The 13,621-nt window shown below is 48.7% G+C and carries 9 protein-coding genes; all 9 read left to right on the top strand.

Annotated elements, in window-relative coordinates; all coding sequences use genetic code 11:
- The first annotated feature begins 161 nt into the window (after nt 1–161).
- The 9 genes from PUW25_RS23145 (at nt 162) to PUW25_RS23105 (ending at nt 13,508) form a co-directional block, all read left to right on the top strand.
- Nucleotides 162–1,538 carry an FAD-dependent oxidoreductase gene (locus PUW25_RS23145; protein ID WP_274337627.1) on the top strand — a complete coding sequence of 459 codons (1,377 nt, stop codon included), beginning with the start codon at nt 162–164 and terminating at the stop codon, nt 1,536–1,538.
- Between the two features lie 225 nt (nt 1,539–1,763).
- Nucleotides 1,764–2,591, top strand: a complete 828-nt coding sequence (locus PUW25_RS23140; RefSeq protein ID WP_047912441.1) for a formate/nitrite transporter family protein — start codon at nt 1,764–1,766, stop codon at nt 2,589–2,591.
- A gap of 286 nt (nt 2,592–2,877) precedes the next feature.
- On the top strand, nt 2,878–4,971 hold the full coding sequence (locus PUW25_RS23135) for a molybdopterin-containing oxidoreductase family protein (RefSeq protein ID WP_274337625.1): 2,094 nt from the start codon (nt 2,878–2,880) through the stop codon (nt 4,969–4,971).
- A gap of 36 nt (nt 4,972–5,007) precedes the next feature.
- The gene (locus PUW25_RS23130) at nt 5,008–6,243 is read left to right on the top strand and encodes an MFS transporter (protein WP_274337624.1); all 1,236 of its coding nucleotides are present in this window, start codon (nt 5,008–5,010) and stop codon (nt 6,241–6,243) included.
- Between the two features lie 454 nt (nt 6,244–6,697).
- The gene (locus PUW25_RS23125) at nt 6,698–8,251 is read left to right on the top strand and encodes a chitinase (protein ID WP_274338246.1); all 1,554 of its coding nucleotides are present in this window, start codon (nt 6,698–6,700) and stop codon (nt 8,249–8,251) included.
- The gene (locus PUW25_RS23120) at nt 8,251–10,359 is read left to right on the top strand and encodes a glycosyl hydrolase family 18 protein (protein ID WP_274337623.1); all 2,109 of its coding nucleotides are present in this window, start codon (nt 8,251–8,253) and stop codon (nt 10,357–10,359) included. Before PUW25_RS23125 ends, PUW25_RS23120 begins: the two co-directional genes overlap by 1 nt.
- A gap of 301 nt (nt 10,360–10,660) precedes the next feature.
- The gene (locus PUW25_RS23115; RefSeq protein WP_274337621.1) at nt 10,661–11,158 is read left to right on the top strand and encodes a GNAT family N-acetyltransferase; all 498 of its coding nucleotides are present in this window, start codon (nt 10,661–10,663) and stop codon (nt 11,156–11,158) included.
- A 183-nt stretch (nt 11,159–11,341) separates the two neighbouring features.
- A complete protein-coding gene (locus PUW25_RS23110; RefSeq protein ID WP_047912437.1) occupies nt 11,342–11,875 on the top strand; it encodes an RNA polymerase sigma factor in 534 nt (177 codons plus the stop codon).
- On the top strand, nt 11,862–13,508 hold the full coding sequence (locus PUW25_RS23105; RefSeq protein WP_047912436.1) for a DUF4179 domain-containing protein: 1,647 nt from the start codon (nt 11,862–11,864) through the stop codon (nt 13,506–13,508). Before PUW25_RS23110 ends, PUW25_RS23105 begins: the two co-directional genes overlap by 14 nt.
- The last annotated feature ends 113 nt before the right edge of the window (nt 13,509–13,621 follow it).

The raw sequence follows: 13,621 nt of genomic DNA, 5'->3' as shown, positions 1-13,621 counted from the left end.
TCACAATTCACAAAGGCAGGATGCTTCAGGGCAGAGTTTCGATGGATGGTTATTACCTTAGCTTAACGAAATAAAGCCCTGGCATCGTTAACTCTATAGTAGTGAAATATTTCACATCACAACCATAAAGCTCTTTTTTAACCTTAAGGAGGTATTTTAGAATGAAAGTAGCCGTTATTGGATGTACACACGCTGGGACAGCAGCCATTATTAATACAGCAAAGCTTTATCCAGATGCCGAAATTACCGTTTATGAACGCAATGACAATGTATCCTTCTTATCCTGCGGGATTGCACTATATGTTGGCGGGGTCGTTAAAGATCCTCACGGATTGTTCTATTCCTCACCTGCACAGCTGCAGGAGCTGGGCGTCAAAATGCGTATGCTTCATGAAGTAATTGAAGTGGATACGAAGGCTAAATCGCTTAAAGCACGCAGCTTGAACACAGGCGAGGAGCTTGTAGACACTTATGACAAGCTGATTGTGACTACTGGATCATGGCCGATTATTCCGAATCTTGAAGGGATTGATCTGAACAACGTGCTTCTGTGCAAGAACTATGAGCACTCCAATACGATTATTGCCAAATCTCAAGATGCACGCCACGTAACCGTTGTAGGTGCAGGTTATATTGGTATTGAGCTGGTCGAAGCATTCCAGATGAATGGCAAAGAAGTAACGCTGATTGATGCAGAAGACCGCATTCTAAGCAAATATTTGGATGAAGAATTTACCGACCGTATTCAGTCCGACCTCACGGACAAGGGCATTCAGCTTGTGCTTGGCGAGAAAGTGAGCCGCTTCGAAGGAGAAGAGGGCAGCGTACGCAAAGTTGTTACCGACAAAGGCACTTACGAAACCGATCTGGTCATTCTGTGCATTGGCTTCCGTCCTAACACCGAGCTCTTAAAGGGTCAGGTTGACATGATGCCGAACGGGGCGATTCTGGTGGACCGCTACATGCGCACAAGCAATCCTGATGTCTTTGCAGCCGGAGACAGCAGTGCGATCTATTACAATCCAACTCGACAAGCATCCTATATTCCGCTCGCAACCAATGCGGTGCGCATGGGTACGCTGGTTGCCCGTAACCTCAAGGCTCCTGTGACACGCTACATGGGAACCCAAGGTACATCAGGGATCAAGATTTATGAGCAGAATATTGCGGGAACAGGCCTGACAGAAGCTGGTGCAGTAGCAGCAGGGCTTCAAGTCGAGAGTGTAACCCTCGAGGACAGCTATCGCCCAGAATTCATGCCTACGGCAGAGAAGGTTCTGATTAAAGTGATATTTGAGCAGGAATCCCGCCGGATCGTTGGGGCACAGCTGATGAGTGAAGCCGAGCTTACACAGTCGATTAATACCTTGTCCGTATGTATCCAGAATGAGATGACTGTAGATGAACTGGCGTTTATCGACTTCTTCTTCCAGCCGCACTACAACAAGCCTTGGAACTTCCTGAACAGTGTCGGTCAGAAAGCACTGAAACCTGTGGATGCCACAGCTCAAGAGAAGAAGGAAGAGGTTCTCGTTTAAAAATCCTATATTTGATTGGACTTACAACCGTCAGTGCATTATGCTCTGGCGGTTTTTTTTATACGCTAAGAATTGCAGTTTATTCTGAATCGTCTTATCTGCAAGTGAAGACTACGAAGAATACCGATTCAGTATTTATATTTGTGAATTTATTAACAATCTACTGCCTGAAAAGGCTATACAATGGAGGTATGGGTTAATGTAAAAGAATAAGGAGGATGGCTCATGGCAGCTCAGAAACCTAAAGACATTGCTGAACTTACAGCGGATACCGGCTTTGCCAAAGCCCACAATCCACTATCTATCGTCTTGATCCTCGGCTTTTTGGCGGGCGTATATATATCCCTTGGATTTCTGCTCCATATCCGGGTCACTGCAGGGGCTCCCGAAGCTTGGGGCAGTATTACGAATCTGATCGGGGCGCTTGTATTCCCCATCGGTCTGGTGCTGGTATTGATCGCCGGAGGAGAGCTCCTGACGGGCAATATGATGGCGGTATCTTTGGCAAGATTGCGAGGGCGGATCTCTACACTTCTGCTCATCCGAAACATGGCGCTTGTCACGTTGGCAAATTTCGCGGGGGCCATTTTTGTTGCCTACTTTTTCGGTCATGTGCTGGGGCTGACAGGTGAAGGCGTCTATCTGGATAAAGTGGTAGATATGGCGGGACATAAGCTGGAAGACAGCTTCCTGCAGGCTTTTATTTCGGGTATAGGCTGTAACTGGCTAGTGGCACTTGCGGTATGGCTGTCTTATGCAGCAGATACGATGAGTGGGAAGGTGCTCGGGATCTGGATTCCGACAGCGGCGTTTGTAGCGATTGGCTTCCAGCACGTTGTCGCGAACATGTTTCTCATTCCCGCTGCCATATTTGAAGGAAATTATTCCTGGAGCATGTATTTGGCAAATTTCATTCCGGTATGGCTGGGCAATTTTGCAGGTGGGGCCGTGTTTGTGGCAGGGGCCTACTATTTGGCATATCTTCATGAACAGCCGCATGGTAAGCCCCTTGCACAGGGTGCCAAGGACAATACTAAAATTCGCCATGTCTAGGTTCGGGGGAACGAAACCTTTACATGACGAATTTTCGGGAGTGGTCTATGATACGGCACTTGGAGGAGGGGTCTTCCTAACTCCTAACTGCCTTGATTTTTATTACCCTTGCATGGAAATGATGAAACAAGCGAAAAAAATATTTTTGAATAGATCAGCTCATGTGAAAAGCGGTTACTGCCAGTGGCGGGAGCTGCTTTTATTTTTTGTCACACTTTGACGATTATGGAATCCGGAATTATGATAAAAGAACTGGTTTGAGCGACTTTGAAACTTAAGAAGTACTATGAGAAAGGAGAGGCAAGCTGTGATTAATGAACAGAATGGAATATTTCCTGCCGTATGTCCACTTGATTGCCCCGACACCTGCGGACTACTGTTGCATAAGAAGGAAGGCAAAATTGTGAAGGTGACCGGCAACCCGGATCACCCGATTACCAAGGGCGCCATTTGCAACAAGGTCCGAAACATGACAGAACGTATATATGATGAGAAACGTCTGAAGTATCCTTTGCGGAGAACGGGTCTCAAGGGCGAGGGTGAATTTGAACGGATAACCTGGGGGGAAGCGATCAGCGAGATTACGGGACGTTTCAAGGCTATATCGCAGGAATACGGAGCAGAGGCTATTTTGCCTTACTCTTTCTATGGCAATATGGGGATTCTCGGCGTGGACGGAATGGATCGGCGCTTCTTCAATGCGCTTGGTGCAAGTCAGCTGGAGCAGACCATATGTAATGCAGCCGGCACTACCGGATGGAAATATACGATGGGTGCGAACCGGGGGACCGTGCCGGAAGAAACAGAGCATGCCGATGTTATTATCGTATGGGGCGGAAATATCATCAGCACGAACATGCATCAAGTAGTCCTTGCAGAGAAAGCGCGTAAAGCAGGCGCCAAGGTCATTGTCATTGATGTTCATCGCAACCGCACGGCACAGTGGGCGGACTGGTTCGTACCGCTGTATCCCGGAACCGATGCTGCACTCGCACTCGGGATGATGAACGTGCTGTTCGAGAAGAGTCTCGTAGATGAGGCATTTTTGCAGCAATACACAGTAGGTCACGAGGAGCTTCGCGAGCATGTTAAGGACTATACACCAGAGCGGGTATCTCTCATTACCGGTGTTTCTGTGGAGGATATTGTGAAGCTGGCAGAGACTTATGGTCAGGCCAAGGCAGGCTATATCCATATTGGGAATGGCCTTCAGCATCATGATAACGGGGGGATGAATGTACGGGCTGTTGCGTGTCTCCCCGCGCTGACAGGAGCTTGGGCGAAGCTGGGGGGTGGAGCCTCTCGATCCAACGGAGGCTACGCGAGCTTGAACAGCGATGCGCTGGAGCGTCCGGATCTCAGAGAGAATCCGGATGCACGAAGCATTAACATGAACCAGATCGGCGCCGCCCTTCATGATGAAGAGCAGCCAATTAAAGGGATGTTTGTATATTGCTCGAATCCGCTCGTGGTCGCTCCGGATGCGAAGCGGGTAGAGCAGGGCTTTGCGAGAGAAGATTTATTTACGGTGGTTCATGATCTCTTCATGACAGACACAGCCAAATATGCGGATATCGTGCTTCCGGCAACCTCTAATTTTGAGAACACGGATTTGTACAGCTCACCGTGGCACCAATATGTGCATATCCAGGAGCCGGTTATTGCGCCGCTTGGCGAAGCCAAGAGCAATGTGGAGCTATTCTCGCTGCTTGGACAAGCTATGGGGTTTGATGAAGCAGCCTTCCGTGAGACGGAGCTGTCCATGATCGAGGGAGCACTGGATTACCCGGACAATCCATACTTGAACGGGGTGACGCTGAATAAGCTTAAGGAGCAGCGATTCGTGAAGCTGGATATGTCTGATTATGAACAGCTTCTTGATCATCTGCCTACTCCTTCCGGCAAGATTGAGCTGTATTCCAAGGTGATGCTTGAAGCAGGTCTGTCGCCCTTGCCTGTCTATGCACCGCTTCATGAAGGATATGACGGCGAGCATCCGGCAGGAAGGGAAGACAAGTATCCGCTCATGTTTCTCTCGCCGCCGAATCATAACTTCTTGAACTCGACGTTTGCAAACGTAGAGAAGCATCAGAAGATGGAGAAGCAGCCTATGCTGCATATCCATCTACGGGATGCTGAGCAGAGAGGCATTGAGGAGGGAGATCAGGTCGTTGTATATAATGACCGGGGAACCTATCAATTAACAGCCAAGGTAGGTGAAGCCATGCTGCCCGGGACGGTGATCAGCCAGGGTCTCTGGTGGGAGGGAGCGGGCGGCAGACAGCGTGCAAATATGCTGACTCCGGACCGATTATCCGACATGGGCAGAGGGGCCACCTTCTTCTCGACAACGGTTCAAGTCATCAAGCAAGAAGTGTAATCATACAAAGTTAAAGACAACTCGGGAGAACAGAACATGAAATGGCTTGAACAATATCCGAAGGAAGTCAAAGTATTCTTAATCGCCAGCCTTGTCAATGCAACCGGCAGTTCATTAATGTGGCCGCTCACCACGATGTATGTATTTGATGAGCTGGGGCGGAGCATGTCTCAGGCAGGCTTTGTCATATTGATTCAATCCCTGGGCGGCATATTCGGGCAGCTTCTCGGCGGAGGCTTATACCATAGAATAGGTGTGAAGAAGCTGATTGTCGGGTCGCTGCTGCTGAACGCCATGGGGCTCTTTACACTGCCATGGATCAATGAAGTATGGTGGCTGTTTGTAGTCATGATGGGCCTCATCGGGCTGTTTAACTCCTTGTCTCTGCCGGCCATTCAAGCCTTTGTCGGCTTTCGCTTTGCTGATCGCAGAGGCGAGCTGTTCAATGTCATCTATGTCGCTCAAAATATCGGGGTTGCGCTCGGGACAGCGCTCAGTGGATTCCTGGCCGATATATCCTTCCATTTGAGTTTTATCATGAACGGTGTCACTTCAGCTATATTTGGCGGGTACTTCTTTATGTATTTGAGCAAGGTGGATCGGGAGCAGGGGACGACCTATGTACCGGCACAGCATAAGAAGGTGAAGCTTCCGGAAGAAAATACCTGGTATTTGCTTCGCAACGTCCGCCTTTACCTATTTATTAGTGTGGGTTCCTTGTTCATTCTGCTGGGCAACTCCATCTGGAATACAGGGGTGTCGCCCTTCATCATTGAGGAAGGGATGGAGAAGAAAGCGTACAGTCTGCTGTGGACAATGAACGGAATCCTTATTTTTGTGGCTCAGCCGGTCACCTCTCTGATCAAAAGATGGTTTGCTCAGACTTCGTCTGCCCAGCTGATCGTAAGTGTGATATTCTACACGGCAGGCTTTGCTGTTATTGCACTGTTCCAGCATTATCCTGGTATGATTCTGGCAATGATTCTCATTACGCTTGGCGAGATGCTGATCTCTCCGGCTACACCGGCGTTTATATCTGAGTATGGAGGAAAGGCGGCACCCTTCTACTTAGGTGTATCTGGGGGCATTGCTGCGATCGGACGGGTTGCAGGTCCCTATGCGATGGGTATCATGTATGATGCAGGGGGACTATCGCCCGTTGCCTGGTTTGCTGCCATTACAGCGGGAGTCAGCATTATCGCTTTTATGGTTCATGCCAAAGTGAACGCATCAAGGAGACATGCTCTACAAGAGGAATCAGCCGTTGTATAAGACTCCTGGGCTCTGAGTTGATTTTGAAATCTTATTAAAATATATATTCCTATCAAAAAGCATCCATAGTATCAGACTGTTTCTGACAAGTCCGCCGGACTTTCGGGAACAGTCTTTTTTTGTGCGGAAAATCACACATTTTTCACCCTCTATAACAATAATTTATCCCTTATCTTCCCTATCGTTTGCTGTTTAAATACTAGGTGAGGATTTGTAAATTCCCTGTTAAATTTGGATGAAGGACCGTCTATGAATGAACGTCCAAGGGAAGGGTCCGACCCTATTGTGAAAGGAGTGGTGTAATTTACCTAATATCAAAGTTCGTTCAGGCTCTTCATTGAATACGATGTAAGCCCACATGGAGCACCAGGAAATCCTTGTTATGCTCGAAAGATTAATAGAATAAGTACAGGAGGGATTTTACTTGAATCAGGCTGTTCAATTCCGCCGTGTAATGACAATTACTTTGGTCATTCTTCTCATTCTTCCGTGGCTTACACCAAGAGCTGACGCTGCTGCCCAGTGGCAGGCAGGGACCGCATACAAGAAAGGAGATATTGTCACATATCAGAACAAGAATTATGAATGTATTCAGGCTCATACTGCCCTAACCGGATGGGAGCCGCCGAATGTGCCGGCATTGTGGAAGGATGTCGGAGATGGTACAGGAGGAGAGAACCCAGCCCCGGCTCCGGATACGATACCGCCTTCCGTTCCAACGGGACTCGCTTCAACACTCGTAACGGAGACGTCCGTTCAGCTGATCTGGAACGCCTCCACAGATAATGTAGCCGTAACCGGATACGAAGTGTACCGAAATGGCAGCCTTGCAGCCAGCACTTCCTCGACATCGGCTGTTATAAGTGGACTTACTGCCGGTACTACCTACGCTTTCACCGTTAAATCCAAAGACGCAGCAGGCAATCTCTCCGCTGCAAGCAGTCCTTTCAGTGTAACTACCTCTACTGGCTCTACGAATCCCGGTCCTGCACCGACCGGCAGCAAATGGCTGATCGGATACTGGCATAACTTCGACAATGGATCCACCAATATTAGACTTCGCAACGTTTCACCAGCCTACGACATTGTCAACGTCTCCTTTGCCGAACCTGTCTCACATGGCAGCGGTACTCTCGCTTTTACACCTTACAACTCCACCGTAGAGCAATTCAAATCGGATGTCGCCTATCTCCAAAGTCAGGGCAAAAAGGTCCTTCTCTCCATGGGAGGCGCAAACGGGACAATCGAGCTCACCGATGCGACTAAGCGCCAGCAATTTGAAGAATCACTCAAATCGATTATTTCCACCTATGGCTTTAACGGGCTTGATATTGATCTCGAAGGAAGCTCGTTATCTCTTAACGCGGGAGATACGGATTTTCGCAATCCGACAACCCCTAAGATCGTGAATCTCATTAATGGAGTCAAGGCAGTCAAAGCCCATTTTGGTGCTGATTTTATCCTGACTGCTGCACCTGAAACCGCTTATGTACAAGGCGGATATTTGAGTTATGGCGGTCCATGGGGTGCATACCTGCCGGTCATTCACGCCTTGCGTAATGATCTGACGCTCCTGCATGTACAGCATTACAACAGCGGCTCGATGGTGGGCTTGGACGGACGTTCTTACTCTCAGGGGACAGCTGATTTCCACGTTGCCATGGCTGAAATGCTGCTGCAAGGATTTTATGTCGGCGGAAGCGGAGGGCCTTTCTTTAGTCCACTAAGACCAGATCAGATCGCCATTGGTGTGCCTGCTTCCCAGCAAGCGGCAGGAGGTGGCTACACCGCGCCAGCCGAGCTGCAGAAGGCGCTGAATTACTTTATTAAGGGTGTTTCATACGGCGGTTCATATACCCTTCGCCAGCCTGCAGGCTATGCAGGGATTAAAGGGATTATGACCTGGTCCATCAACTGGGATGCCTATACGAACAACCAGTTCTCGAACGCGCATCGTCCGTTTCTGAATGGATTTAGCACGCAAACAACGAAGGAGGCCGTTTACTAATGCCAAAGTCGTCTCGTAATCGTCATGCTGCTGCCCGAGCTGCCAAGTTATTTTTAGGATTATCCATGCTCTTATCTATTTTCATTCCTTCGCTTGCATTAACCTCAGCTAAGGCGGAGGCCGCTGATGCTTATAAAATTGTCGGATATTATCCGGCCTGGGCAGCCTATGATAGAACTTACAATGTAACGGATATCGATCCAACCAAGGTGACGCATATCAATTATGCTTTTGCTGATATTTGCTGGAATGGAATTCACGGAAATGCGGATCCCACAGCACCGAACCCAAAAACCTGGAGCTGTCAGGATGAGAAAGGGCAGGCGATCAGCGTACCAAACGGTACGATTGTGCTTGGCGACCCTTGGATTGATACAGGTAAGCAGTTTGCAGGCGATACTTGGAATCAGCCGTATGCCGGCAATATTAATCAGCTGAATAAGCTGAAGCAGATTAACCCAAATCTGAAGACGATCATCTCTGTTGGCGGCTGGACGTGGTCTAACCGTTTCTCTGATGTCGCGGCAACCGCAGCAACTAGAGAGACCTTTGCCAATTCAGCGGTAGACTTTCTGCGGAAGTATAACTTTGACGGTGTAGATCTGGATTGGGAATACCCGGTTTCAGGCGGACTTGAAGGTAACAGTAAGCGTGCTCAGGACAAACAGAACTACACACTACTCCTTAGCAAAATCCGGGAGAAGCTGAATGCAGCAGAAGCAGTGGATGGCAAAGACTATCTGCTGACGATCGCAAGCGGAGCCTCTCCAAGCTATGTTGCCAATACAGAGCTGGCGAATATTGCATCCATTGTAGACTGGATTAATATTATGACATACGACTTTAATGGTGCATGGCAAAAGATCTCAGCACATAACGCGCCGCTGTATAATGACCCGGCGGCAGCTGCCGCAGGTGTCCCTGATACCAGCACGTTTAATGTCTCGGCTGGAGCACAGGGACATCTGGATGCAGGCGTACCTGCAAGCAAGCTTGTACTGGGCGTGCCTTTCTACGGCCGCGGCTGGGATGGTTGTACACAGACGAGTAACGGACAGTATCAAGCATGCTCGGGTGGTTCTTCCGTAGGAACATGGGAGCCAGGCTCATTTGATTATTATGATCTGGAAGCGAACTACATTAACAAGAACGGATATACACGTTATTGGAACGATACGGCCAAGGTGCCTTATCTGTACAATGCATCGAATAAGCGCTTCATCAGCTACGATGATGTGGAATCCCTCGGACACAAGACCGCTTATATCAAGAGCAAAGGGCTTGGCGGAGCGATGTTCTGGGAGCTGAGCGGAGACCGTAACAAGACGCTCCAGAACAAGCTGAAGGCAGATCTGTCTACTGGAGGCACAACACCGCCTCCTGCGGATACGACTGCACCAGGCGCTCCATCGAATGCTCGATCTACAGCGGTTACGGCAAGCTCCGTGACGCTTGCGTGGAATGCTTCCACAGACAACGTGGGTGTTACCGGCTACAACGTGTATAATGGCGCAAACCTGGCTGCAACCGTTACAGGTACATCAGCTACCGTCAGCTCGCTTGCGGCGAACACTTCGTACACCTTTACGGTGAAGGCGAAGGATGCCGCCGGCAACTTATCTGCTGCCAGCAATGCAGTAACTGTGAACACGTCCGGCACGACACCGCCGTCCGATTCGGCAGCTCCATCCGTACCGGCTAATCTGACCTCCACAGCCCAAACGACCTCTAGTGTCTCACTGAGCTGGGCGGCTTCCACGGACAACGTGGGAGTGACAGGGTATGAGGTATACAATGGAGGAGCTGTGGCCGCAACAGTAACCGGAACTACAGCGACGATTAGCTCGCTTGCGGCAAATACTACGTATACATTTACAGTGAAAGCGAAGGATGCGGCCGGCAATCTGTCTGCGGCAAGCAGCGCGCTTAGTGTGAAGACCAAGGCAGAAACAGGTAATCCAGGCGCTTCACCTTGGCAAGCGAATACAGCATATGCGGTTGGACAGCTGGTGACTTACAATGGCAGCACGTATAAATGCCTGCAGGCCCATACCTCCTTAACGGGCTGGGAGCCTGCGAATGTGCCGGCCTTGTGGCAGCTCCAGTAGCAGCTAGAAATGGCGTTACTAAGCTGTCAATCTCTAGGGTCACGAACAGCTGGAGCTGCTGCGCAATCGGCTGTACCATTGGAAGTATTAAACTGCTCACCCCACTAACTGTAAATAATATATAAGAGGCACTCCCGGTTCATTTATCGGGGGTGTCTCTTTTTTCGCTTTATGCACGTATAAATACAGCGTTACATGTCATTTCATCTGTGATTCTGTCAAAAGCCTGTGATAGAATAGGAAAAAACGCTTTAGTCAGGCGCATTCGCTAATAGAGCGTGTTTAGAAGGGTTGGATTCATGTGATCATTATCCAGGAGGCCATAGAGGTCCGGTTATCGCATCTAAGAGATGCAAGACAGCTTATGGATCTGGATGCACTTGTATGGGACGAGCATACCGCACCTGGACCGGTCCAATGGACATCGAGGGAGCAGTATTTGAACGCTTGTCCGCCAGGGAGCCAAATCATCGCGGTTATGGATACTCGCGTTGTCGGCTATGTTGGATTCAGAGCACCGACTGGACTGAGAAGCAATGCACATGTGCTGGAGATTCATATCGCTGTCCATCCTGCCTACCAGAAGCAAGGGATTGGGAGCATGCTCATGGATTCGGTGAAAGAGCTGGCGAGAGAACAACAAGTGAGGAAGCTCCGTTTAAGAGTGCTGTCCCATAATAGGAGGGCGCTTGCATTCTATCAGAAATGCGGCTTCATTGAGGAAGGTCGTCTGCTGAATGAATTCTGTATCGGCGGTAAGTACGTTGATGATATATTGATGCGCTTTTTGTTGAAGTAATGGATGGACTAACGCTTCTTAATTGGAGTGAAAAATAGGCAACCGTCTGATTCTTATCGTAAGAAGCAGGCGGTTTTTTGCTGTCGTGAGAAACCGACAGGTAATAGAGAAATCATTGAGAAATGAACCGATTTAAGTTCTCGATTGTCTATATAGCATCAGATAAAGAGAGGGGTGAAGTCATTGACCGAACGCGAGCTGTTTGATTCGTACCACAAGGACGTGTACAGAACATGCTACTACATGCTAAGGCATGCACAGGATGCCGAAGATGCGTGCCATGATATTTTTATTACGGTATTCCGTCAGCAATGGAGCAGCGTAGAGCATATCAAAGCATGGCTGATGCGGATCACGATGAATCATTGTCTAAATGTACTGAGAAAAAATAAGACGAAAAGAGACAAGCAGAAGCTGGTGCAAATCCAGCATGACCAGTCAGCCGAACGTACGAAGACCCCGGATGACATCGTAATCGAGCGGGCGGAGGCAGAGGAATATGCCGCGCTGCTTCACCAGCTTCCAGACAAGCTAAGGGCTGTCGTTACGCTCCGCTATAGCAGTGACATGACTACAAGCGAGATTGCAGAGGTGCTCCATATTCCAGCAGGTACAGTTAAGTCCCGGCTTCACAAGGCGCTGAAGCTGCTTCGAAGGGACATGGAGACGAATGATTGGTGCCATATGAGAGGAGAGAAGACACTTGGAATCCATTGAGAAAAAGTTGAAGGATGAAATGCAGCATACCCCCGTTTCTTATCCTGATTTTGATCAAATGTTTGAGAGTATTCAGCGTGGTGAGCTTCGTGATAAGGACACAGCTCTGGGAGGCGCAAGAAGCGCGAGGAAGCGTAAAGCAGCGATAGCGGTTAGTATTGCTGTTGCTCTTACGGCAGCGCCTGTCTATGCCGCTATTAACTATGATTGGACGGATGTTCTCTCTACTCGAACGGGGATTCAGACCGCGCTTCAACAAGGACTTGGTCAAAGTATAGAGCAGTCGGTGACCAAGAACGGGGTAACCTTGACGGTCCATACCGCTTTTACAGATGAAAACCGCACGGTCCTGTTGTACAGCCTCAATCCGGGCGAAGGGAACAGCCAGCATATATACTATGAATCCATGCAATTGGTAGACCGTGAGGGGACGCCAATTGAGGGGAATTACGTACAGAACTGGAATGAAGAGCTTGGTGTGTATCAAGGATATTTTGAATCGGATTGGGTGATGAGCACGGAGAACAGCGAGGTAAGCTTCGAGCTGAACAATATCCGCTGGACAGAGGACACATCTTATGCGATTGATTTTGAGCCGGAGAAGCCTGCCAACCAGACCTTTGTGGTTCAAAGAGACGGTATTGACACCATCAGCATCGATGCATTCGAGCAATCAGAGGAGCAGTTGATGTTGAAATCCTCCATATCTCTGATCGATCCAGCTGACAAAGTGTGGTCCTGGTATCGCTTAGAAGCGCAGAAGCCAAGTGGAGAGGTTATTGCAGCGGCAGAGCCCAGTGTATTTGGCGCACCTGGTCAGAATCAGGAATATACGACACAGCAGATTTATAACACGTCAGAAATAAATGAAGAGGGCACTAAGTTTAGACTCGTCTATGACCGAGAGGTTGACAGAGCAGATGGAGAATGGGATCTTCAGTTCTCTTTGTCCAAGAAACAAATGGAGAACGGTACAGTGAAGAAGCAGCTGGATATCCCTATTGAAGAGATACCCGGAGGCAGTAGAGTAACGGAGATGGTTGTCACTCCGACCCAAATCCGTATTGTGCTGAATCATGAAGAGGCATACACGAGAGTGCCTTATCTGAATTATCAACTCAATGTAGGCGGGAAGCTAATACCGGGATATGATGCTAATCTGGAGGGAAAACACAAATCCGAGCTGCGTTTCGAACTATCACCTGAGATCGAGCTCTCCTCTGTTGGCACAAGTCCGATTACACTAATCGCGGAACATCGAGCTGACCAGATTAAAGGGAGAGAAGAGCCGGTGCTGTTAACTGGCATTTCTGAGGAGAAGCAGAGCTTTACACAGGATTATGAAGGTTATCCGGTCACCTGGACCTACTATACAAAGGATAATAATCTATATATCGAATCAGAGAGCAGCGACCTCAATTTTGGCGGTATCAATCAGACCTATTACGGTCAAGGATTTGATAAAGTATACGGGGTTCCTTCCATCCAAGACTTTGCCGGTAATGGGAAGAACAAAAGGATGGATGTGTATGAGAATTACAGAGGAGCGAATGAGCTCGAGATTTATGCTTATATGTACGGTATTGAGCAGCCAGAAGCTGAGCTTCGTGTAGCTCTCACTGACGGCGAGTAAATATACTGCTTCACAGCTATTCTAGATGCAGCAATAAGAGAATAAATTCGAATTAAACATGAAGAGAGGCTGTCCGCAAGCAGGACAGCCTCTTTGTTCATATTCTTATATTA

It is taken from the genome of Paenibacillus urinalis (genome assembly GCF_028747985.1).
Lineage (GTDB): Bacteria > Bacillota > Bacilli > Paenibacillales > Paenibacillaceae > Paenibacillus > Paenibacillus urinalis.
Note: the sequence above shows the minus strand (reverse complement) of the source record. Positions and strands in the feature narration are given on the sequence as shown.